Source organism: Mycoplasma sp. 10961 (assembly GCF_055523525.1).
Genome location: NZ_JBVFVD010000001.1, coordinates 666,931 through 691,565, shown reverse-complemented (window position 1 = coordinate 691,565; position 24,635 = coordinate 666,931). Strand labels below are relative to the sequence as shown.

Annotated in this window: 23 protein-coding genes and 1 tRNA gene; 22 read left to right on the top strand and 2 right to left on the bottom strand. The window is 28.9% G+C overall.

The window, feature by feature from the left end:
* The 9 genes from AC0B4T_RS02970 (at position 1) to AC0B4T_RS02930 (ending at position 10,615) form a co-directional block, all read left to right on the top strand.
* Complete coding sequence (locus AC0B4T_RS02970; RefSeq protein WP_465102210.1) at positions 1-1,038, top strand: ABC transporter permease; 1,038 nt, start codon at positions 1-3, stop codon at positions 1,036-1,038.
* Positions 1,031-2,071 (top strand): ABC transporter permease, encoded by a 1,041-nt coding sequence (locus tag AC0B4T_RS02965; protein WP_465103068.1) that lies wholly within the window; start codon positions 1,031-1,033, stop codon positions 2,069-2,071. Before AC0B4T_RS02970 ends, AC0B4T_RS02965 begins: the two co-directional genes overlap by 8 nt.
* Before the next feature lie 10 nt (positions 2,072-2,081).
* Positions 2,082-4,247 carry an oligopeptide/dipeptide ABC transporter ATP-binding protein gene (locus tag AC0B4T_RS02960; RefSeq protein ID WP_465103067.1) on the top strand — a complete coding sequence of 722 codons (2,166 nt, stop codon included), beginning with the start codon at positions 2,082-2,084 and terminating at the stop codon, positions 4,245-4,247.
* Positions 4,228-5,559, top strand: coding sequence for an ABC transporter ATP-binding protein (locus AC0B4T_RS02955; RefSeq protein WP_465103066.1), 1,332 nt, complete (start codon positions 4,228-4,230; stop codon positions 5,557-5,559). Before AC0B4T_RS02960 ends, AC0B4T_RS02955 begins: the two co-directional genes overlap by 20 nt.
* Before the next feature lie 67 nt (positions 5,560-5,626).
* Positions 5,627-6,664, top strand: coding sequence for a heat-inducible transcriptional repressor HrcA (locus tag AC0B4T_RS02950; RefSeq protein WP_465103065.1), 1,038 nt, complete (start codon positions 5,627-5,629; stop codon positions 6,662-6,664).
* Positions 6,648-7,463, top strand: coding sequence for a nucleotide exchange factor GrpE (gene grpE / locus AC0B4T_RS02945; protein WP_465103064.1), 816 nt, complete (start codon positions 6,648-6,650; stop codon positions 7,461-7,463). Before AC0B4T_RS02950 ends, grpE begins: the two co-directional genes overlap by 17 nt.
* Positions 7,464-7,560: 97 nt before the next feature.
* Positions 7,561-9,357 carry a molecular chaperone DnaK gene (dnaK, locus tag AC0B4T_RS02940; RefSeq protein ID WP_465103063.1) on the top strand — a complete coding sequence of 599 codons (1,797 nt, stop codon included), beginning with the start codon at positions 7,561-7,563 and terminating at the stop codon, positions 9,355-9,357.
* A gap of 366 nt (positions 9,358-9,723) precedes the next feature.
* Positions 9,724-10,194 (top strand): hypothetical protein, encoded by a 471-nt coding sequence (locus tag AC0B4T_RS02935; protein WP_465103062.1) that lies wholly within the window; start codon positions 9,724-9,726, stop codon positions 10,192-10,194.
* Entirely contained in the window at positions 10,187-10,615 is a 429-nt protein-coding gene (locus AC0B4T_RS02930) for a hypothetical protein (RefSeq protein ID WP_465103061.1), read from the top strand. The genes AC0B4T_RS02935 and AC0B4T_RS02930 overlap by 8 nt, the downstream gene beginning before the upstream one ends.
* Before the next feature lie 29 nt (positions 10,616-10,644).
* Here the strand turns inward: AC0B4T_RS02930 and AC0B4T_RS02925 are convergent, their stop codons facing one another.
* Positions 10,645-11,793 (bottom strand): IS3 family transposase, encoded by a 1,149-nt coding sequence (locus AC0B4T_RS02925; RefSeq protein ID WP_465102743.1) that lies wholly within the window; start codon positions 11,791-11,793, stop codon positions 10,645-10,647.
* Between AC0B4T_RS02925 and AC0B4T_RS02920 the strand changes: the two genes are divergently transcribed.
* From AC0B4T_RS02920 to AC0B4T_RS02890, 7 genes are all read left to right on the top strand, one after another.
* Entirely contained in the window at positions 11,785-12,282 is a 498-nt protein-coding gene (locus tag AC0B4T_RS02920) for a hypothetical protein (RefSeq protein WP_465103060.1), read from the top strand. The genes AC0B4T_RS02925 and AC0B4T_RS02920 overlap by 9 nt on opposite strands.
* A gap of 155 nt (positions 12,283-12,437) precedes the next feature.
* Positions 12,438-13,307, top strand: coding sequence for a hypothetical protein (locus tag AC0B4T_RS02915; RefSeq protein ID WP_465103059.1), 870 nt, complete (start codon positions 12,438-12,440; stop codon positions 13,305-13,307).
* A 204-nt stretch (positions 13,308-13,511) separates the two neighbouring features.
* Entirely contained in the window at positions 13,512-14,339 is an 828-nt protein-coding gene (locus AC0B4T_RS02910) for a hypothetical protein (RefSeq protein WP_465103058.1), read from the top strand.
* 123 nt (positions 14,340-14,462) lie between these two features.
* On the top strand, positions 14,463-14,963 hold the full coding sequence (locus tag AC0B4T_RS02905) for a dUTP diphosphatase (protein WP_465103057.1): 501 nt from the start codon (positions 14,463-14,465) through the stop codon (positions 14,961-14,963).
* A 14-nt stretch (positions 14,964-14,977) separates the two neighbouring features.
* Positions 14,978-15,061 (top strand) — tRNA-Leu (locus AC0B4T_RS02900).
* Between the two features lie 63 nt (positions 15,062-15,124).
* On the top strand, positions 15,125-16,216 hold the full coding sequence (locus tag AC0B4T_RS02895) for a M42 family metallopeptidase (protein WP_465103056.1): 1,092 nt from the start codon (positions 15,125-15,127) through the stop codon (positions 16,214-16,216).
* Positions 16,217-16,425: 209 nt separating this feature from the next.
* The gene (locus AC0B4T_RS02890) at positions 16,426-18,963 is read left to right on the top strand and encodes a hypothetical protein (RefSeq protein ID WP_465103055.1); all 2,538 of its coding nucleotides are present in this window, start codon (positions 16,426-16,428) and stop codon (positions 18,961-18,963) included.
* 53 nt (positions 18,964-19,016) lie between these two features.
* Here AC0B4T_RS02890 and rbfA read toward each other — a convergent pair whose 3' ends face one another.
* Complete coding sequence (gene rbfA, locus AC0B4T_RS02885) at positions 19,017-19,361, bottom strand: 30S ribosome-binding factor RbfA (RefSeq protein ID WP_465103054.1); 345 nt, start codon at positions 19,359-19,361, stop codon at positions 19,017-19,019.
* 612 nt (positions 19,362-19,973) lie between these two features.
* Here rbfA and AC0B4T_RS02880 point away from each other — a divergent pair.
* The 6 genes from AC0B4T_RS02880 to atpG are packed head-to-tail and all read left to right on the top strand — an operon-like array spanning position 19,974 to position 24,624.
* Positions 19,974-20,747, top strand: a complete 774-nt coding sequence (locus tag AC0B4T_RS02880) for a F0F1 ATP synthase subunit A (protein WP_465103053.1) — start codon at positions 19,974-19,976, stop codon at positions 20,745-20,747.
* A 9-nt stretch (positions 20,748-20,756) separates the two neighbouring features.
* A complete protein-coding gene (gene atpE / locus AC0B4T_RS02875; RefSeq protein WP_465102228.1) occupies positions 20,757-21,062 on the top strand; it encodes an ATP synthase F0 subunit C in 306 nt (101 codons plus the stop codon).
* A gap of 11 nt (positions 21,063-21,073) precedes the next feature.
* Entirely contained in the window at positions 21,074-21,646 is a 573-nt protein-coding gene (gene atpF / locus AC0B4T_RS02870; RefSeq protein ID WP_465102229.1) for a F0F1 ATP synthase subunit B, read from the top strand.
* Positions 21,646-22,194: an ATP synthase F1 subunit delta gene (gene atpH, locus AC0B4T_RS02865; protein ID WP_465103052.1), complete on the top strand. Its 549-nt coding sequence runs from the start codon at positions 21,646-21,648 to the stop codon at positions 22,192-22,194. The genes atpF and atpH overlap by 1 nt, the downstream gene beginning before the upstream one ends.
* Positions 22,194-23,777, top strand: a complete 1,584-nt coding sequence (gene atpA, locus AC0B4T_RS02860; protein WP_465103051.1) for a F0F1 ATP synthase subunit alpha — start codon at positions 22,194-22,196, stop codon at positions 23,775-23,777. Before atpH ends, atpA begins: the two co-directional genes overlap by 1 nt.
* Positions 23,770-24,624: an ATP synthase F1 subunit gamma gene (atpG, locus tag AC0B4T_RS02855; RefSeq protein WP_465102232.1), complete on the top strand. Its 855-nt coding sequence runs from the start codon at positions 23,770-23,772 to the stop codon at positions 24,622-24,624. The genes atpA and atpG overlap by 8 nt, the downstream gene beginning before the upstream one ends.
* Positions 24,625-24,635 lie beyond the last annotated feature (11 nt).

Genomic DNA, 24,635 nt, shown 5'->3' with positions numbered 1-24,635 from the left:
ATGTTTAATAAAGTTGTACACGATCTTAATCCAATTTATTTTGCAGGAAAACGAACTAATGATTATTCATTATTTGAAAAATTATTTTCATTTAATTCTACTTTTGCAAAATCATTAATTAGATTAACTAAAATAATTTTAGAATTCTTTATTATTGGAATAATTGTTATTACTATAACATTTTTCCTAATTAATGCAGTTCCTGGATCTAACTCTTTAACAGCCGGACTTGACGAAGGTGCTAGAAGAGCAATCGAAACTAAATACGGACTTAATTTGCCAATATTCCAAAGGTATTTAAATTATCTTGGTGGACTATTCAAAGGTGAATTTGGTATTTCTATTTCATTATTTCCAGGTCGGGAAATTCAAGATTTTATTTGAATTAGATTTTACAAATCATTTTTAGTTGGAATTTGTTCAGTTATTTTAACTGTGACAATAGGTATTTCAGTAGGAATTTGAGTTGGTAAAAATCCGGGTGGATGAGTTGATAATATTTCAACTGTACTTGTAAGTATTTTTTCAAGTGTTCCGTCAATTATCTTTGCTTTAGTCTTGGTCTTTATTGGCCGTTTAGTAGGTCTGCCATATATTTTTAATGAAAATAACTTAGTTACTTATATCTTACCAGCTTTTGCCTTATCGCTTGGAAGCATTATTGTTTATATTAAATATATAAGAACTGAATTAAATCGCGAACTAAACTCTGTGCATGCAAAATTTGCATATTTAAAAGGTCTTTCAAAAAATCGTTTTGTATGAAAACACGCCTTAAAACCAGCATTATTCCCAATTGCGACATTTTTCCCAGCGGTAATTTTTGGTTCATTTATTGGAAGTATTTTTATTGAACAAATCTTCTTTATTCCTGGATCAGGGGCAACATTGCTGCAAGCTATTCAAACTAAAGATTACAACATCATTTTATTCTTAATTATGATGTTTACATTATTAACAATTTTATCTTATGCTACAAGGGATATTTTATATGAAGTAATCGACCCAAGGGTCAGAAGAAGGGGGTCAGGTGCCTAATAGCAAAAAAAGCATTAGCGAAAAATTTAATAATTATTTAACCAAACTGAAAAATCGTAATGATTTAGGAGAAACAAATTTAAATAATTTAGCGACTGCTCCGAACTCATTAATTTCACCTTTTCAATACCAAGCTTGGAAAATCATTGGCAAAACAATTGATTATTCAGCTAACCAACACATGAATGCTGAGGCAAAACCATTCAAGGAATTTGTTTACAGATATTCAAAAAGCTTTACTGGTGTTTTTGGCTTTATTTTATTAGTAAGTCTAATTTTATTATCATTTATAATCCCATTTACTACCCAAGCACCATTAGCAACTGATGTTAACAATCGTTATTTAACTTTTAATACCACAGATTCAAATGGTATTCATCATATTTTTGGAACTGATCATTTAGGAAGAGACTTATGAGCAAGACTTTGACATGGGCTAAGGTATTCGCTGCTTTTATCCATTGTTGTAACGACAATTGAAGTTATTATTGGCTTAACAATAGGTATAATGATGGGGCAATTTGAAAAAGTTGATAAGTTTTTTACCTTTATTATTAAAATTATTTCAGTTGTCCCAACGATTTTAATCTTAATTTTAATTACTATTGTTGTTAGTCCTACGTTTTGGGTCATTGCCTTAGCTTTATCATTAACTTCATGAACGGGTATGGCCAACCAAATTAGAGCCCAAGTTAAACGTGCAAAACACTTTGAATGAGTATCTGCCTCACGTGTATTGGGGACTCCAATGACAAAAATTTTACTTAATTATATTCCGGTAATTTTACCAATTTTAATAACCCAATTGGTATTCACAATTCCTGGAGTAGTACTATCAGAAACATCATTAGCCTTTATTGGTCTTGCAATTGATGATGCTTCAACATTAGGGAATTTAATTTCTGAAGGCCAAAAACAATTCCCAGCATATTTAAGATATGTATTTGTGCCTTCGACTATATTAATTTTAATCACAACTAGTGTCCAACTTATTGGATCTAGTGTGCAAGATGCACTTAGAAGACAAAGATAAAAGGAGAATCATGAAAAAATACTCAAAAAAATATCGTTTCCAAAAACCTAAAAAAGCCAAAAAAAGTACTGAATTTAATAATGATATTTTAGAAATTATTGTTGAAGAACCAATTCTTGAAGTAGAACAAGAAGTAGAAGAGCAGCTAATTATTGAACCAGAACCAGAACCAGAACCAGAACCAGAACCAGAACCAGAACCAGAACCAGAACCAGAACCAGAAGTAATCCAAGCAGTGGAGGACCCGAAACCAGAAATTATTGAAGAACCTGTAGTTGTTGAAGAAGAAACTTACACTGGTCCTATTAACGAAGAAACTGAAGAACCAGTTCAATTTCCTTTAGTTATGAAACAACCAGAAGAAGAAACAGACTACTTGTACACTGGTCCAATTAATGAAGAAACCATTGAAGAGGAACAACCAATTGCTGAACCAGAACCAGAACCAGTTCCAGTATTTGAAGAACCTAAGGTTCATGATTGCCTGGAAGAATATGGACCAGCTGTAGAATTTGTTCCATCACTAAGCTTCAGAGAAACTGAGGCCGAGGTTTTTAACCAGGGAGTAGAGGTCGCTACAGCCAAAGCTCCCGTAACTAGACAAATTGTAGTTTTCAAACACGAAGAATATAAATATGAAGCAAAACAACCAGAAATAATTAGACTTGAACGAGTTGTTCAAAAATATATAACTTCTCCACCTAATCAAATTATTGATAAACTAGTTCAAAAAGAAATTATAGAAGATACTAAATTTATCAATGAAGAATCGCCGGCGGATAAAAACCCCCAAGATACTGTTTTAGCTCATAAAAATGATAGTGAAGCTGAAACTGATGAATATTTTGGTCCCAAAGGTTTTTATCACAAACCAGAAGTTTTACAGGTAGAAAAGCAACAAACTTTTGTACATAATACTAAAAACAACAAAATCTGCAAGATTGAAAAATATTTTGGAAGATTTTATGCTTGCCAATGTGATAGGCAACATACCCATAAAGAAACATACTTTAAAGTTTTTTCTAAATTATTTAATAAAAATAAAACGAGTCAATTTGATTTTGAACAATTTTCAAAAAATGTTCAATATAAAACTTTTTCAAATGGAACTAAATTAAAAATTGCTGCTGAGATTAACGACTTGTATTTATCATTTACTAACCCTGCTGTCCCTGGACAAAAAAATAAAGTTTTAAGAGGGACTTCTCTTAAAGTATATGAAGGGAAAGTTCATGCAATTATCGGAGAGTCAGGATCAGGTAAATCAGTTATTACATCATTATTATATGGATTAACTGGAGACAATGCTGTGATTGATTCAGGTGAAATTAAACTTTATAATAACCATGTTGAAAACTTTAGTTTTAATGATTGGGAGAAATCAAACTACCGTGGTAGAGTTGTTTCTGCGGTTTTCCAAAACCCAATGTCAACATTAAATCCAACAATGAAAGTTGGAGCTCAAATTATGGAGGGGATGTTACTTAATAAGGTTGTTAAAACTAAAAAAGAAGCTTATGAAAGAGCTCTAGAATTTTTAAGATTAACTAAAATTAATGACCCTGAAGCAGTTATGAAACTTTACCCTCATGAAATGAGTGGTGGAATGATCCAAAGGGTTGTAATTGCTGCTATTGTTGCACTTGAGCCAAAAATTTTAGTTATGGATGAACCAACTACAGCCCTTGATCCAACAGTACAAGCCCTAGTGTTAGAAGTTATTAGAGAATTACAAGAAAAGCTAAAATTAGCTATTGTATTCATTACTCACGATTTAGGAGTTGTTGCTTCTATAGCTGATTATATTTCTATTATGTATGCAGGGCAAATCATTGAAGAAGGAACTGCAACTGAAATTTTAAATTACCCTCAACACCCTTATACATGAGGATTAATTTCAAGTATGCCTGATGTTAACAAAGGCAACCGCCTAGCAACAATCCGAGGAAGTGTTCCGTCTAACTTAAATAAAATTGTTGGAGATGCCTTTGCCGTTAGAAATGACTATGCAATAGGTAAGGATTTAAGTAACGAACCAGATTTTTACTGAATTTCAGACACACACCGTGTTAAATCTGCTTTATTAGATGATAAAACACAAAAATATTATGCACCTTATTTAATTCAAGATATATGGAAGGAGTATCTCAATAAAAATGAAACCAGAAAGAACTAAAGTTGAATATACTCACAATAAATTTTTATTCCAAAAAGTAACTACAGTTCGTTACCAAACACCTGGTGTTGAAGATATGCTTACTCCTAAACATAACGAGAAGATTCTTGCAACATTGCGCAATGTTGACATTACTTATGGGGAAGGGCATAAATCATTTAAAGCAGTTTCAGATTTAAATTTAAATATTTACCATGGTGAAGTGCTAGGTTTAGTTGGAGAATCAGGCTCTGGGAAAAGTACAATTGGAAAAACTTTAGTTGGGTTAGTTCCATACAGTTTTGGTGAAATTAAACTTTTTGATAAGGTTTTACCTAAAAAACTTACCAGAGGCTTAAAAATTGGAAAAGCACTAAAAGAATATAAAGCAATTGAAAACTTTTTAACTAATAAAGTTCAAATGATCTTCCAAGATCCTGCAAACTCTTTAAATCCGCATGCAAATGTTGAAACCATTGTTTCAGAAGGTTTATTAAATACTAAAAACTCACGTGAAATTTTATTCTATAATTTTGATCAAAATACTTTGAAAGAAGTTTATGAGAAAATTGAGAATAATGACCAAAATAAAGATTTATTTGGTAAATATTTAGATGAATTAAATCAAAATATTTACCAAGATGAATTTGCTGCCTATGAAGCTTTATATAATAAATTTTTACATAAATTACAAGTTAAAAGACTTCCAGCAGCTTTATCAGTTTTAGAAAAATATAAACTTGAACGAGATCAAATGAGTAACCTTACTGAAAAAGAAGCTCGGAGACTTTTAGTTCGTGATATCCTAATTTCTGTTGGGCTTGATGAATCAGTTTTACGTAGATATCCACTTGAATTTTCAGGAGGTCAACAGCAACGGATTGGTATTTCGCGTGCCGTTGTCTTAAGACCGCAACTTCTTGTCGCAGATGAGCCAATTTCCGCGCTAGACGTTTCAATCCAAGCGCAAGTTGTTAATATTTTTAACGAACTGAAAGAAAAATATAACTTAACAATCCTATTTATAGCCCATGATTTACGTATGGTTGAATATATTTCTGATCGAATTGCAGTTATGAATAAAGGGCGCTTATTAGAAGTTGGTAAAACTGAAGAAATTATGAATAATTCACTTCATCCTTATACCAAAAGTTTATTAGATGCAGTTCCATCAATTAAAGCTAAAAAAGGTAGTTTAATTGGTTATGTATATGATATAAATATGCATGATTATAATGAAGATAATCAGCCTGAATGAATTAAGATAAACGATGATCATTATGTTTTAGGCACACCCCGTGAAATCAATGAGTGAAAGAATGGACACTATTAATAATTAAAAATTAGCAATAAAATAATTATGTTGCTAATTTTTTTATTTCTTATGGTATAATACGTCTATGCATCAAAAAATTAGTAAGAAAAAAGAACCGATCTTACAGTATACTGTTTTACTATATATTGAAGAAGGGAATCCAATTAGTAGTGGATATTTAATTGAAAAATACGGTGAGAAATTAAATTGTTCTAGTGCTAAAGTACGCTATATTATGAATGAATTAGAAAAAGATGGATATCTTAAAAAATCACATAATTCTAGCGGGCGTACCCCAACTGTTGAAGGATTGGATTATTATGCTAAATATTTATCACGATCTTGAGATCAAAAGATGAAAGATAAAGTTGATAAGATTTTAATGCAAAAACATATTAGTATTGATCAAACTGTAGAGGAAGCCGCAAGTATCATAACTGATATGGCTGGAATTACTTTAGTAACTAACGAAATTATTAAAGATTCATTGCTTAAAAGCATTGATATAGTCCCAATTGCTTTAAACAAAGCAACAGTTGTATTAGTTATTTCAACAGGTGAAGTATTTTCTAAAATAATTACATTTGACAGACAAGTTTTAGTTAGTGATCTAAAAATTGCGGTTCGGATTTTTAAAGAACGCTTAATTGATTCTAAGTTGCAAGAATTACCAGGCAAAGTTGCTTTGCTTAAAGATTTGTTATCTGAATCAGTAAATAATTATCAATCAATTATTGATTCAATTGTAAACCAAGTTTTTAATACGTATTTAAAACAACAAGAAACACAAAAACGCATTTACGGAAAAAATAATATTATTTTAAGTAAACAAATTCAGCGCCAGGATTTAACTAAAATGATCGATTTAATTGAGCATAGTTCAGTATGGGAAAAAATTCAAGATGCTAGTGAGGTTGATCAAAATATTAAAATTTCAGTTGGGCCATCTGGTACATTTATGTCGAAACGTATTGAAAATAATTCTAAAATAACTGAAATATCAGCCGTTGGTGCTACTAACACTGATTTTGATGTCATGAAAACTGCAATAAATGTACTTGATTCATTTTTCAAAGAATCAAATAAAAATAAAGAGGTAAATAATAATGAATTTAAAAATTAAACATAATGATTTATTAACAGCAAGATTTAAATTATTAATTGATGGAAATGAAATTAAAGAATATTCAATTGAAAAGCAAATTACTATTGGTAAAAATGAATTTTTACCAAACTTTGATGATTATTTAAAAGGTCGCAAAGTTAAAGATGCTTTAGAAATTAAACTAACTTTTCCAAGAAATTATGAAATTAGTAATTTTGCTGGCAAAAAAGCATTAATATTAGTTGAACAAATAAAAGTTAGCGAAGGGCAAAATGCTCAAATTCTTGAATTAAAAGCAAAAATTGAAGAATTAGAAAAAAAATTAATGCTTAAAGATGTTGAATTATTTAATTTAAATCAAACATATAAAAATAAGGCACAAGAATTTAGTCAAAAAGCACAAGAAAAAATTGATCAAGCTACTTTAGAATACAAAAATAAATTAGATCAAGAAAAGCTTGAAGTAAAAAAATATGCAATTCAAAGTTTTGCACAAGACTTTGCAATTCCATTTAGTAATTTTATGGCAGCTATAAGAGCTGGGGAAGTTTCACAATCAACAGAAGTTAAAAACTATATTTATGGTTTCAATATTGTATCAAAGCAATTTGAAGAATTATTAAATAATCATGGAATAGAATTAATTATTCCAGCTTTAAATGAGGAATTTGATCCTCAAAGCCAAGAAGCAGTTGATTTTAAGGAATCAAATGGTTTAGAAAATAAAATTTTAAGAGTAGTTCGTTATGGACTATATTTAAATGGCAGAGTTATTGTTCCTGCCTCTGTAGTACTTTCTAAAAAAATTAGCAATTAATTACTTCATTTGCTAATTTATGTGCTATAATATTCTTAGTTGGATTAGACAACTATTTTAGAAAAACAAATAAATATAAATATTATTAGGAGAGTTAATGGCAAAAGAAATTGTATTAGGAATAGATTTAGGTACAACTAACTCAGTTGTATCAATTACAGAAGGGAAAAACCCAATTGTATTAGAAAATCCAAACGGAAAACGTACAACCCCTTCAGTAGTAAGTTTTAAAAATTCAGAAGTAATTGTTGGGGATGTTGCAAAACGTCAAGTAGAAACAAACCCAAACACAATTACATCAATTAAAAGATTAATGGGTACTGATAAAACAGTACGTGCAAATAACAAAGATTATAAACCAGAAGAAATTTCAGCAATGATCCTTTCATATATGAAAGAATACGCAGAATCAAAATTAGGACAAAAAGTAACTAAAGCAGTTATTACAGTTCCAGCATATTTTGATAATGCTGAACGTGAAGCAACAAAAATTGCCGGTAAAATTGCTGGTTTAGATGTTTTAAGAATTATTAACGAACCAACTGCTGCGGCACTTGCATTTGGTTTAGAAAAAACTGATAAATCAATGAAAGTATTAGTTTATGACCTTGGTGGAGGAACATTTGACGTTTCGGTTTTAGAATTAGAAGACGGAACTTTTGAAGTTCTTTCAACTAGTGGAGATAACCACCTTGGTGGAGATGATTGAGATAACGAAATTGTTAAATGATTAGTTGCAAAAATTAAATCAGAATATAACTTTGATGCAGCTAATGACAAAATGGCTAAAGCTAGATTGAAGGAAGCTGCTGAAAAAGCTAAAATTGATCTTTCAAGTCAAGCTGTTGCTACCATTAATTTACCGTTTTTAGCTGTAACGGAAAATGGACCGGTTAATGTTGAATTAGAATTAAAACGTAGTGAATTTGAAACAATGACTGCACACTTATTAGATAGAACTCGTAAACCAATTGAAGATGCTTTAAAAGAAGCAGGAGTTACTGCAAGAGATTTACATGAAGTATTATTAGTTGGTGGATCAACTAGAATGCCAGCTGTGCAAGATATGGTTAAAAGAACTTTAGGTAAAGAACCAAACCGTTCAATTAATCCTGATGAAGTTGTGTCAATTGGTGCTGCTATTCAAGGAGCTGTTTTAGCTGGAGATATTGATGATATTTTATTATTAGATGTTACACCTTTAACTTTAGGAATTGAAACAATGGGTGGAGTTTCAACACCTTTAATTGCAAGAAATACCACAATTCCAGCAACTAAATCTCAAGTATTTTCAACAGCTGCTGATAATCAATCAGAAGTTACCATTAGAGTTGTACAAGGGGAACGTCCAATGGCTTCAGATAATAAATTACTTGGGCAATTTAACCTTGGTGGCATTGAGCCAGCCCCTAGAGGAGTTCCTCAAATTGAGGTTAGCTTTTCAATTGACGTTAACGGTATTACAACCGTAACTGCAAAAGATTTAAAAACTAATAAAGATGCAACAATAACCATATCTAATTCATCAAAACTTTCTGAGGAAGAAATTCAAAGAATGATTAAAGAAGCTGAAGCTAATAAAGAAGCTGATGAAAAACGTAAAGAAGAAGCTGAAACAGTTGTACGTGCTGAATCTTTAATTTCTCAAATTAAAAAAGCAAATGAAGAGCAAGGTGATAAACTTGATGCTAAATCAAAAGAAGAATCAGAAAAACTTATTAAAGAGTTACAAGATTTATTAGATAAAAAAGACATCCAGGCTCTTAAAACTAAACTTGATGAAGTTGAAAATATGATGCGTAACTTTGCAAACTATGCCGCACAACAAAACGCAACAAATCAAGGCAACCAACCTGAAAGTGATGAGGATACTGCAACAGTTGTTGAAGAATAATTAAAAATTGAAAATATTCGTCTTAAAACGAATATTTTTTTATAAAACACATCAATAAATTATTTTAATATCTGATAAAATTATATTATATAGTTGCATATATTAAAATAATCACTATTGCTAAATAAATAATTTTAGAAATTTTTATTTGTAAACTAATTAAGGGACAATATTATGAAAAAAATAAAGTGAACAATTCTAATTCCTATTATTACAGCGGGATTCGCGGCATCAATTTTTTTTAATTTCGCCGACTAATTCAAATGATAAAAAATTAGAAAAATGATACGATAATCTTAAAAAGAATAATTTTGAAGTGAGAGGTCAAGAAGTTACAACTAACACAATACGGATGATGGAGTAATTGTGACAAAAATTAATAATGATTATGAGTTAAAACTATTACTAAACCCAAATTTAAATATAGATGAAGAAACTTATATAAGGAAATTTAATAATAGTTTTATTAATAACGTAAATAACTTAAATTTAAAGTATAAAACTGTAGAAACTAGTCAAATGTTACCAGTTGTTTGATTTTATTTTCACACAGAACAAGAAAGAAAAGACTTTGCACTAGCTTTAATGAACAGGAAAGAAATTTATAAATTTATTGTCTTTGAGAATAATGGTGCTAATCAAGAAACAACTGATGGTACTTGGGAACAGGTAAAAAGCATTGATTCTGTGGTTAGTAATGATGAATTATTAGAATATAAGGTGCAGGCACCTGGAAATTATAGATATAGAATATATAAAAATACTAATTTTACATATTCAAACTCATCGATTGATCTAATTGCATTTACACACAACGTATGGAGAGATAATGATTAAGAAATTATTTTTTTTTATTGGTTTTTTGCCAATAGTATCTTATTCATGTTCTGAAGAAAAAAATCCGCAGAGAATAATTACAAAAGATCCAGTTACATCAAATTCTACAATCCTGAGTATGCCCACGAAAAAAGCAACAATTTTAAGCCATGACAGAATTTATCAGGATATTTTACCTAAGTATAAAGAATTTGCAAAAGTTGATGTTTTTATACCTGGTAATTGGGTAGTTGATGGTTGGTTTATAAAGGATTATAGAACACAAAAAGATGAAAGTGGATTTAGAATACCTTTTAACAGTAATTTTTTCCATAATACTGAAGATATAAAACAAAGTAAACATATAAAAATTACAACAAAAGATAAACTGGGAAATTTTTTTCGGACGGTTTTACCTTCCCCAACCATACCATTTGGCTAAGCCAAACGGAATGCTTTGGGAAGGTTTTTTTATCTTATTCTTTTATAATTATATCAGTTTATAAATTCTTTGATTTTTTGTGATAATTCAATAAAAGTAAGTCTTTTACAGGTTTGATCAAAATTTGGGAAAATTTCACTTTTAAGAATTGAGAAGAAATACTCAATTTCACGATTGTCAAGACTATTACCAATTCTTGACATTGATATTTTACCTTTTAGTGATTTTATTTTCTTAGTATATTCAAGCGAAGAATAAGCAGATCCATGGTCAGAATGTAAAATAAAATTATTTTTGAATTTTGTATTGGTGATATTATTCAAAATTAGTTCAGTATCATTTCTAAGTGATAATTCATAGGTCACAAACTTAGTTTTATGATCAATAATTGCAGATAAATAAATATGATTCTGTTCAATATCTTTTGGTGCTGGTATATAGGTCACGTCTGTTGCATATATATTATTGTTGCTTGAATTATAATCTCTTTTTACTAAATCAGGTACTTTAACACTAGTATTTTTAGATTCTTTAGTTTTACGTTTTTGTCTAACAAATGTTTTCAAATTCAGTTTTTTCATATAATTTCCTAGGGTTCTAGGATTTATTTGAATATTATATTCTTGGAAAATATATTTAGCAAGTCTCCTTCGTCCATACCTTTCTTTATTTTCGACAAAACTTTGAAAAATTATTTCTTTGTGTTTAACCTTTAGTTCTTTAGTCTTGTTGTTATCTTTCAATTTCTCGTAATATGTAGATCTTGAAACACATATCATTTTAGATTTTTTAGTATGTGACAGATTCTTGATTTTCTTTATCTTTGAGATATCTGCATCAATATTATTTTCATTAAAAATTCGATAGTAGTATTTTATAACTGCATCTTTTTCATCATCTTTAAGAGTATCAATTCATGTATAATCGAGAACTTTCTTTTTCTTTCTCCCAACACCTTTATCTTTCTTAGGTGATTTACCGCTTTGTGATTCTATGTTCATATTTAAATTATACAGTTTTCTTTTCTTTAACATATTTCTCATTGATTCTTTATTTCAGTATACTTTTCTGATATCAAAACATAAATTTTCAAATTCTGACTTGGTTATTCCCAGGTTCAAATATTTATCGTATAAGTCAAAAATTTTGATTCATTCTTTAGTCTTTAAATGTCTCATAACTACCTCTTTTTCTTTATATTAAAAATATTCGGATTTTGTCCGAATATTTTTTCCCTGTCTAAAGAAGACTTTAATAAGTTAATAATAAACCGTTTTAGTGAACTACATAATTTTAATGAAGATAGACAAATAAAAGAATTATTCGAATTAATATTTTTAAACAATAAAGATGTATACCAAGAATTAGAAAGCAAAAATATTTTTATCTTTCCTCATAACTACTGGGCAACTCAAAATGAGAATAATGATTTTTTAATTCCGCTTTATAAAGATGGAAAGATAATAATAAGTTATATAAGAAACATATATAGCATGTACCATACAGATGGTATACCCGAAGCTTTAAGTTGGTTAGTATTTTCCTTACCGAAGGATCATGAGTTAAATATTCACAATCCATTAAACGAAATTTCACCAGATTCAGAATTATATAAAGTGGAGTTATATAACTGGTATATAAATGAATTTTTAAAATACTCAAAATAGTACACAAAAGTACTAATTATGATATTCTAAGGTTTTATATGTATGTAATAACACCATTAAAATCCCCCTAATATACAAAGTGTTTAGTTTAGTAATCTAAATATTTATGATATAATAAAACTATTAAATTTAATAAAATTCAAAGGATGCATAATATGAAGAAAAAAATATTATTTAGAGCTTTAACTCTTTCGATGTTAACTCCTATTATTACTTTTTCATGTACTAGTTCACCAGAACCAAGAGAGTCTAAAACACCTTTAATAGAAGTACAAACTACAATAGAATTAACAACTGAAGACAAAGAAAATTTTGCGATCACTAGTGTGAACTATTTACCAAGAGTTGCGAAAGTTACTAAGAATATACTTGATAAGGCGCAAGACTTAATTAAATCCAAAGACTTTGTTCCGCCTACAGCTAAGAAAAATTTAAATAAATTAGCACCTTCAGGAATTACACTGAATAAAGGTTTTTTTGATACTGTACCTCAAGGCAATAAATTACATGATTCAATTGGTTGAATCAGAATTACAAATAAGAATGAATTTAACCAAATAATTATCAATAGGTTTAAAGAATTAAACAACAAAGATGATGTTATAACAAGCAATTCTGAAATTAAACAAGAATTTGAAAAAAACTATTTAAATAATCAGGATGTTTATCGTTATTTAGAAAACAATGATATTTTCATTGCTGATATTGGTTTAGGGACTAATTTTGCAAGTGGAGCTTTTTCTAATTTTGTAATACCATTTGATTCTGGAGATTCAATTGTTCTAAATGTGTTCCCACGTGCTGATGAAAACGAAGAGAAAAGTAAATTAGAAGATTTACTTAAGTTGCAAAGTACTACTTGAGCTGTTTTTGGTATTTCTAAAGGTAAAAATATTACTATTAAAATTCTTGATTTTTTCAAATCAGGTGACCAACTTACTGGTATTTTAGAATTTTTCCCTAAACTTTTTAAATGATATAACACTGAGTATGTAAACTTTTATACAGACGAAACTATTGAATAATTTTAAACTACTTATTTTAATTTTCAATAAATAGTGTTTATTTACATTAATACTTTAATTTAAACTTTTTATTATTATACAAATATAGCAATATTATTATTAATTTGAAATTAATTTTTATATTATTTAACAAATAAGAAATTTAGTTATTAAACAATTATTAGTACATAATTAAAATAATTTATTATTATAAAAGGGAGTTATATGAAAAAAACAAAGAAACTATTTTTGAGTATTTTATCATCTATTTTACCACTTTTTACTTTTGCTACTGCATCATGTACTAATGTTGAAATCCCTAAAGAACCAAGCGATCCTAACCCGCCGCATGGTGACCCTTATCAAAAAATTAGATTTAGTACTGGTCAAGAGACAAAGTGAAAAGTCCAAGAAGAAATTCAAGAAATTTATGATAAAATTCACCCTAAATTTAAAGAATTAGCCACTATCAATGACTTTAATACCCCTACATCTAGTTTTAATTGAAATAAAATTAGAAGAGATGATTATTATATTTTAAATCAAAATTTCTTTAAATCAGTTGATGCTAGCAAAAAACTGGCTAATTGGACCAAAATACAAACCAAAGAAGACTTTGACAAAATTATTATTAAAAGGTTCCAGGAATTAAATAACCGTGAAGATTTGGTAATAAGTGAGACAGAAATAAGAGAAGAATTTCAAAAAATGTTTCTTAAAAATCAAGATGTATATGAAGTTTTAAAAAATAATGATATTTATATTGACGATGATGATGCTCACACATCTTTTGAGTATTATTATATGGTTCCATTTGAATCAGATGATTCAATAGAATTAAATATTATTGACGAAGTAATCACAAGATATATAACAACTGATATAATCCCATATACTACTTGAGCTGTTTTTAGTTTGCCTAAAAACAAAACTGTTAAAGTTAAAGAAGTTAGTTCAGAATATAAAAACACTGAACTTGAATTTCTTATAAATTTTAAAAAAGTTTTAATTGAATGATATAACACCAAATTTAAGCAACATATTAATCAATAATATAAATATTTTATAACATATAAAAACCAACAACAAATTTTTGGTTTTTATATATAAATATTAACTGGTTTATAAACAAATATAAGATAAAAATATTTAAAAAATAGTATAATAACATAGCTTATGAATTTAATTCAATTATTTGAAATGCAAAAAAAATTAGATGAAAAGATTGAGAAAAAGCAAGAATCTTTGACACCTAATTTAAATAAAAAAGAAATCATCTTGCAACGCACCCTTGCTTTAATGGTTGAAGCTGGAGAATTTGTTAATGAAGTACAATCTTTTAAATATTGAAAACAAAATAAAAATATTTCAAAACATAAAATTTTGGAAGAATTTGTTGATTTACTTCATTTTTTCATTAGTTTATCATATCAACATAATGTTCCTTGCACTTTAACACCCAAGATTAATGAATATAATGATCTTAATTTGCAGTTTAAAAATTTGTTTATAAATATTAGTGATATTTTAAAAAGTCCAAGTCAAGAAAATATTCAAATTTCTTTTGAAATAGCATTAGGTTGTTTTGAAATGTTAGGGTATAATTATAATGAGTTATTTGAAGCTTACTTTTTTAAGAATCAAAAAAACTATAAAAGATTATATAGCAATTACTAATTTGCTTTAATTTTGCCTTAGTGGTGGAATGGTAGACGCTGCGGACTCAAAATCCGCTGGAGCAATCCGTGCAGGTTCAAGTCCTGTCTAAGGCACCAAATAAATTATATATAGCTGATTATAAATCAGCTTTTTAATTATTTTTACAAATAGGAGGTAAAATGGATAATAAATATCAAACATTATTCGATCGTTTAAAACATTATATGGAACTTTCAGCAATTTCCCGTTTCGAAGAAACTATTGTTGATAGCTTAAAATCAGGAATTAAACCTGGAACGTTTGAAATTTCACGAGACAAACTTGGTTCAGTGATTTTTTATAAAAAATCAAACAAACCAAATGCACCTAAAATAATGATTGCAGCCCATATGGATGAGGTTGGATATATGGTGCGCAGTATTAAAGATAATGGAAATTTAATGGTAACACCAATTGGAGGAATTTGACCTTCCACAGTGATTGGAACAAAAGCTATTGTTATATCATCAGAAACTAACCAAAGATTTACTGGAGTCTTTGGGCATACAAGCATTCACATTATTACTAATGAAAAGTATAAATCAGCCATGACTAATGATGAATTATATGTTGATCTAGGTTTTAAAACTAAACAAGAAGTTCAAGACAATAACATTAATATTGGTGATCAAATTTTAATGACTGGTGAGACAATTAACTTAGCTAATAATTTAGTAGGTGGTAAAGCAATGGATAACCGCGCTGGTGTTACAGCACTAGAATTTATTGCTAATAATATTGTAGATTTAGAATTAGAATGCGATGTATATTTAGTAGGTACAGTTCAAGAAGAAGTTGGAACTAGAGGAGCAAGGACTGCTGTACAACTTATTAACCCTGATATTGCCTTTGCCTTAGACACTGGGGCCGCACATGATACAACTGGCGCCAAAGAAGGTACACCAGTATTAGGAAAAGGTGTAAGTGTTTTAGTTAAAGATGGAGGAACGTTACCAGATCCAAAATTAATTAAATATTTATTTGAAATTTCTAAAGAGAAAAATATTCCAGCTTATAAATATGTTGCTGGTGGCGGTGGAACTGATGCTGCTGAATTACAATTTGCACCAGGTGGAGCGGCTGTAATGACTATTTCAATTCCTCAAAGATATCTTCATAGCCCTATTGGTGTTTCATCTTTAGTTGATATTCAAGCAACAATTGATTTATTAACTGAATTTATCAAAGATCTTACAAAAGACACATATAAACAAAAATTGCAATACAATTAAGAACCTTGACACTTGTCAAGGTATTTTTAAAAACTTTCAATTATAATCTAGATAGGTTTGTTTTCCAAATAAATAATAAAATTAATATGGTATATTCTGGAAAATTGCCATAATCCTGAACAAATATTTTTTATTCCATTTTTTCTAAGTTTTTATTTCTTTTGTTTTAAGTTTGAAACTATACTTATTTAAACGGGAGGATTGAAGCAATGAAAAAATACTTTTTAAAATTAACCTTAGCACTTGCACCAATTGGTTTTGTTGTAAGTTGTAATAGCATAACAAATATAGATAGAAAACTTAAAGATGATCAAAAGGATTCTGAAAATACTACTCAAAACATCCAAAACGAGTTGGATAAATATGGGTGAGACAATCGTAATTTATTTACCTTAAGTGATAATAATCTTTTATCACAAGTGGTATCAAACCAACAAAAATTATTTTATAGTACATACCAAAAATCTATCATTGCATGAGATAAAGATCAAGAGTTTGATTGGGCTGATGTAGATTACGAAACCACAACCGTTTTTAGAGCTAATAATCTAAATAACAACTATTTTATTGTAAATCATAGCAATCAGACTGAACCCAATTATTTAATTAGTTATGAAATTAAGGATGATAAATTAATAATTTACTATAAATATGCAACAAAAGATGGAGACAAATTTATTTATTCAAAAGAAGTTTTTAGTCAAATTTTCGAATTTAAAACAACCCAAACTAAACACGAAAATACAACACCTAAAAATAATAGTAGCGAAAATTCTAGTGATAAATCACCAGAACCAAAAAATAATCAAGACAATCAAACAGAAAACAAAAACGCAGTTGAATCAGAAGATTCAACTGCACATGAATTACTAGTTCTAAATGATATGGATGGAAATGTTGGTGATGTATTTGATAATATGATCGAAGGATATATAAAAAACACTAAAAACAAAGAAAAAAACCAAAATAAAAAAGAAATTCAATTAAAATGATACGGAAAAAACCAAAGCCGTTCTAAACCTTATTTATCATTTGATAATTCAAATGAGAAATATGCCTTATTTTATGTTAAAGATGGTAAGACAACAGGCTGAGAAAACGGTTATATTGTAAATGCAACTTTTAATGAAGAAACAAGATCATTAATATTAACATACCAAATGGGTGATAAAAACTATACAAGAGAATTTATTATTCCAAAACGTCAAAAACCTAAGCAACCTAAGGATCAAAATAAAGATAATCAATTGAATAATAAAACACCTGCACCAAAAGATGATAACAAAAATAATAGTAAAGGAAAAACAGAACCACCAATTCAAAAAGAAGATGAAGCTACTGATTCTAGAGAAACTAAAGAAAACCGTGAAAATACTGGTCAAGGTTTAGACAGCAAAAATAAAGATACCATTGATTCAAAGAATAGCCAGGAAACTAACCAAGGAATATTGCTTTTAAACAACAAGGATCAAAACTTTGGTAAAATTTTTGATGATATGTTAACTCAATATAAGTCAAAAAGTTCAAACAAAACAAAATTTGAGCAAGATAAAATTATTACCTTGCAATGGTATACTATTACAACAAAAAGGCCAGTACCATTCCTTTCTATTACTGCTTCAAGAGGTAAAAATGGTGTTTTATATGTAAAAGAAGGAGTTGTAGCACCTTGGCAAAAAGATCAAAAAATTCCATCAATATATGATGAAACAACTAGAATTTTAACAATAACATATGGCATTGGTGAGCAAGAAATCACACAAAATTTTGAAATTCCAAATAATACAGAATTTTCTGATAATGCATTAACTAGTGAAAACAAATCTAAAAAAGCCGATGAAACACAACTTACACCACCCATTAGTGGAGAATCTGATATAAAAGAAGATGGTTCGACAAAAACAAATGAAAGAGAAACTCAAAAGAATAAATTAAGTGAGAATTCTGAAACAACTGATAATAAAGAGAAAAGTAATGCACAACAAGAAGTCCAAACTCCCGGCACTCAAGACTCAACTGGAAGCACCGACAATTCTGATGCATCAAATAGTAGTGAACAAGCAAACTCTGAAACTAGCAAAACTACTCAAGGCAATTTTGGTTCTGGATCTACAAGTGAAGCTGCACCGGATACATCAACACAAACAGAACAAGATTCTGTAGGATCTAGCACAGGCGGATCAGCTTCACAATCTGACAGCACAAGCACAAACAATCAAACTAATTCAACCCGTTCAGATAGTGCAACAACTAGTGAATCTACGGAAAAACAAGACGGGGAATCATCAGGTGATACACAAAATATAAAAAACGAGGAAACGAATAAAGAATCAATCCCAGAAGACAACTCTTCTGATTCAAATACTAACCAAATAAATAATTTGGATTTATTAATTTTAAATACTGAAGAGAATTTTGGGAAAACATTTGATGATATGTTAAATACATATAAAGTAAAAAAACAGTATAAACCGAAATATGAAAAAAACAAAGAGGTGCAATTACAATGATATAAAGGTAAAAAAAGCACTAAAAAATTCTTTTCAATTGCAAGCTCTGGAGGAACTAATGCTGTTTTTTATGTAAAAGATGGTAGCGAAGGAGAATTTGAAAAGAAATATACTAAAAATAGTAAAAAACTAATCGCTATTTATGATGAAATAAACAGAACATTAACAGTTACTTATGAACATAATGGTCAAAGTCATACTCAAACAGTTACTATTCCTCATGCCAAGACAAATTAAAATATTTATTTCAATTCAATAAGAGAAAAGTTAACATTAAATGTTAACTTTTCTTATTTTTTATTTTCTTTTTTTAGTTCTTGTAATATTTTATCAATTTCACTACCAGTTTTAGAAACCGTATCTAAATAAAACCTTACCTCTGGCACTTTTCTTCAGTCTAATGTTTGAGATAACAATTTGCGAACGTAACCAGAAGCATTATTTAGGGCAATAATTCCTTTTTGCTCGCTTTTTGCTAAAGTTACAAATACTTTAACAAGACCTAGATCTGAGGATAATTTTGCTTCCATAACTACTGGATCATAAATATTTACATTATCTAAATCATATGCAAGAATACTTGCAATTAGTTGTTGTATTTGATTTTCTTTTTTTCTTAAATTAACTAGATTCATAAAAATATTATACATGTATTTAAGATTATAGTATTAAAATAGTAACAGGGAATTAACTTACTTATAAAAATTACATATTTTAAAAACAATTTTTAGTGTTAAATTATCAATCAATTTTATTATTAAAAAAATATAAATTTGTTATTATGTAATTATTAAAAAGTATTAAAATTATAGGAGCAAAGCACATTATGAGTAAAAGCACGATTCAATTTTGAAATAAATTTGAATTCACCTTTTGAATTCTATTTCTATTTCTTGGTTTTGTATTTAGTATCTTAGAATTTTTTAAAATTAACCTTACATTAGGGTTTATCCTCGGATCATTAGTATCTTATTTATTATTTAAGATAACAGCTTTAATTTATACATCATTATTTTTACAGAGAAGAAAGATTTACTATTTTCTTTTACCCTTAAAAATGTTGTTTTTTTTTAGTTTATTATTTTTAATAATTTATTTGATGAAATTGATAAACCAAATTCATTTAGGAGATACAAACATGCATTGAGCTCATGGACGTATTAATTTATTTAGTTTTATATCATGTTTATCATTAAGTGCAATTGCTATTATAGTGCATGTAATTTTAATTAAAAGAAAGGTGACGAATGGAAAACATCAAAAATTCATTATTTAATTGACGTCAACCGCAGTTAGTTTCATTGTTTGCAACTGTCATAATTGTTCTAATTTTGTCAGTTTGAATCTATATAAAAGTTAAAAAGACAAATCCACAAAAAGCTTCTAAAGGCATAGTTTTAATTGCTGAAGCTTACGTGGGTTCAATTGAAAAAACTTATGAGGCTGTTGCTGGCCCTGGAGATAATTTAAAAATTGCAAGATTTTACATCTTAAGTTTAGGAACTTTTTTATTAATCGGAAATGGTGTTGTTGTCTTTGGACTTGAACAAATTGTTACCTCATTTTCTGTTCCATTTTCTTTAGCTATTTTAACATGGTTTGGGGTTCTTATTATTGGAACTATTTATAGTAAATGAAAATTTTATGCAAAATTATTAATTCCAACTGAATTAATTGGTAGGTTATCTATCTTAGTTTCATTAAGTTTTCGGATCTATGGAAATATTATTGGTGGTGCTGCTATTTTAGCCATGTCCTATGTTTCTGGCGGAATTATGTGACAAAAAGTTTTTTCAGTTGGATATGGTCAGGAATTATATTTCTTTTCACTTATTATTACACCATTCTTTCATTTTTATTTTGATATTTTTGGTTCTACGCTACAGGCATTTATTTTTGCTTTATTAACCTCAGTTTATTGAGTGTCTGAAGCAAGTGATATTAAACCAAAAAAACAAACTACAAGTAGAAAATTATCTTTTAGGGATTGAACTAGAAGAAAAACAGAAGCAATTTATTAGGAGATTATTATGTTAGAAGTAACAACTTTATTACAAGAGGCAACTCAAAGTGCAACACAAGTTGCAAATAATAATGCATCAACCTCAAGTGTTAGTGCTGGATTATTAGGTGTTGGTGCAGGTATTGCTGCAATTGGTTGCTTAGGTGCTGGAATTGGCCAAGGATATGCAGCAGGAAAAGCTTGTGAAGCTGTTGGTCGTAACCCTGAGGCTGAATCTAAAATTAGATTGATGCTTATTATTGGTGCAGGTATTGCCGAGACAACTGCAATTTATTCTTTATTAATTGCCTTAATTATTTTATTTACTAAATAGTTGGTTAAATAATGGTTTATTATAGTGAAGCACAACAATCAGCAAGTGTAAACGAACAATTTGGAACTAGATTTAAAGACCTTTTTGCAGGTCTCTTTCCAAGTATACCCTTAATGATTGCGACAATTCTTGCTTTTATAATTGTATGTAGTTTACTTTTTTATTTAGTTTATAAACCAATTAAGAAATTAATGAAAGAACGTGAACAATTTATTCAAAGTAATATTGATGATTCAATACAACAAAAACAAGAAAGCATTTTAAAACTTAATGAAGCCAATCAAAGTTTAAAAAATGCACATATTCAAGCAGAACAAATCATTTCTAAAGCAAAAATTAAAGCTGAAAAAACAGCTGAAGTATATTTAAATAGTGCTAAGACTGAGTCAAAACGATTATTAGAGGAAACAAATATTGATATTGAAAACCAAAAGAAACAATTCGACTTTAATTCACGTAGGTATGTTGTAGAAATTGCAACTGAGTTAGCCGAAAAAATTCTCAAAAGAGAAATCACACAAACTACACAAGATCAAATTATTAATCAATATTTAAATACTGATAAAGATGTTGAGGAACTATAATGTTTCGTAAAACTCATACATCTGCATATGCTATTGCCATTTTTGATTTAGTTTTAGAAGATGATAGATTTGTAGAACTAGAACCATATTTTGAATTACTTAAAGAATTCTTAAATCAAAATCCTGAATTTATTGATTATTTAAAAAATGATGGTGTTCCAGAAACTGAACGTTTAAAAACAATTGATTTAGCTTTTGCTGGTTTTGATTGAATAATTCTTAATTCTCTAAAAGTAATCGTACAACGGAAAGCTGTCAATATTTTAAAAAATATTATTATAGAATATTTAAAACTATCAAACCATCATTTAAAAATAAGGTATATTGATGTTATTTCGGCCTTTCCTTTAAATAATGAACAATTACAAGAAATTAAGGAAAAATTACAAAAAACCACGAGGCGTGCAATAAAAATTACAAACCATATTGATAAAACTTTAATCAGTGGTTTTAAAATTGTATCGCGCACTGAGGTTTTAGAACTTAACTATAAAAGGGAATTACAAAAACTAAAAAATCAAATTATTTGAAATAGAGAGGAGGTATAATGCCTCTTAAATTAGATGAAATTTCACAAATTATTAAAGAGCGTATTAAAAACTTAGGATCAAAAGTTGATCGTTCTGAAGTTGGACGTGTTGTTTCAGTTGGCGATGGAATTGCAATAGTTTCTGGACTAGAAAAAGTCAGGTATTCTGAATTAGTACGTTTTGGCAATGGTATTTATGGTCTGGCTTTAAATTTAGAAGATGAAACTGTGGGGATTGCTTTATTAGGTGATGCTTATTCTGTATCTGAAGGTGATGTTGTATCCCGTACAGGTCAAGTCATTTCTGTTCCAGTTGGGGACCAAATGCTGGGCCGTGTTATTGATGCATTAGGTATGCCTTTAGATGGTAAAGCACCAATTAACAACAACCACACTTCTGAAATATTTAAAACTGCTTCAGGAGTTATGACGCGTAAAGAAGTAAATCAACCTTTAGAAACTGGTATTTTAGCAATTGATGCTATGATTCCAATTGGGAAAGGACAACGTGAATTAATTATTGGCGATCGCCAAACAGGTAAAACCTCAATTTCAATTGACACAATTATTAATCAAAAAGGTAAAAATGTAAAATGTGTATATGTTGCAATTGGACAAAAGAATTCGACTGTTGCACAAATTGTACAGAAACTTTCTGATGCTGGTGCCTTAGAATATACAACAATAGTTGTTGCTGGTGCTAGCGAATTAGCTCCAAAACAATATATTGCACCATATACGGGAGCAACCATTGCTGAAGAATGAATGAAGCAAGGGCAAGACGTTTTAATCGTGTATGATGATTTATCTAAACATGCGATTGCTTATCGTACTTTATCATTATTATTACGCCGCCCACCTGGACGCGAGGCCTACCCTGGGGATGTTTTTTACTTGCATTCACAACTTTTAGAAAGAGCCGCTCGCTTAAACTCACAATATGGCGGAGGTTCAATAACTGCATTGCCAATTATAGAAACTCAGCAAGGGGATATAAGTGCATATATACCTACAAATGTTATTTCGATTACTGATGGACAAATTTTTACTAAAGAATCGTTATTCAATGCAGGTCAGCGCCCTGCTGTTGATATTGGATTTTCAGTCTCTAGGGTTGGATCTGCTGCTCAAACTAAGGCTATGAAACAAGTTGTTGGTTCTTTAAAACTAGAACTAGCTCAATATACTGAAATGCAAGCATTTGCTCAATTTGGTTCTGGTTTAGATAATTCAACTAAATCAATTTTAGATCATGGTGCAAAAGTATACCGCCTTTTAAAACAAGATCAATACTTTTTGTTGCCCTCTTATATTCAAGTAATATTATTAATTGGTGTTAAAGAACGTATCATTAACCCTCTACCTTTTGATAAAATAACATCATATCGTGATAATGTAATTGATTGAGTTACTCATGATCAAAGCGGAATTGATATTGCTAATGATATTTTAACAACTGGCATCTTATCACAGGAAACATATACAGCTATTGAACAAAATTTAGTTCGTATTGTGAAAGCAATTATTTCAATTATTCCAAACTATGATGAAAAACAATTTGAATCATTGCCCAAAAAATATATAGGTACAAATAATGCCTAATTTAAATGGATTAAAAAACCGTATTAATGTTATAAAAAGTACAGAAAAAATCACTAATGCTATGGAGCTAGTGTCAACTTCAAAATTACGTCGCCTTAGAAATGAATTTTTTAGTATAAATTCATACCAAACTACTTTAAAAAATATCTTTAATGATTTGATTAACAATGTTGATCCTCGTAAGCTATATTCAATTTTTCCTAAAAATAGTGCACAAGGCAAATTATATATTGTTATTACAAGCGATTTAGGACTTTGTGGATCATATAATTACAATATTATTAATTTGCTTAAAGAACAAATTAAACCCGAAGATAAAATTATTGTGCTCGGAGATAAGGGGGTAGTTTTATTAAAAAATTCTAAATTAAAGGATCAAGTGATTAAGTTTATTGGTAATGTTGGGGATTCATTAAGTTATGATATAAGTTCAACAATTATTAAAGTTTCACTTGATTTGTATTTAGAAAATAAAGTTTCGGCTATAAATCTTTTATATACAGAATTTATCAATAATTTAGTACAAGAAGCACGAAATTTACAATTATTTCCATTTGTTATTGATAAAAAGAAGATTGGTTCAAAAATATCACAATTAATTGAGTTTGAACCAAATGCCGAAACTGTGCTTGTTAAGTCAGTTCCACTGTTTTTAACTAGTACATTATATAATCATGGGTTTAGTTCAAAAATTTCTGAAATTGCATCGAGGCGTAATGCAATGGAAAATGCCACTAATAATGCTGGAGAATTAATTCAAAATCTGCAACTGGAATTCAATAGACAGCGTCAAAGTTTAATTACACAAGAAATCACTGAAATTGTTTCAGGAGCAGATGCTACTTAAAAAAAGGAGTT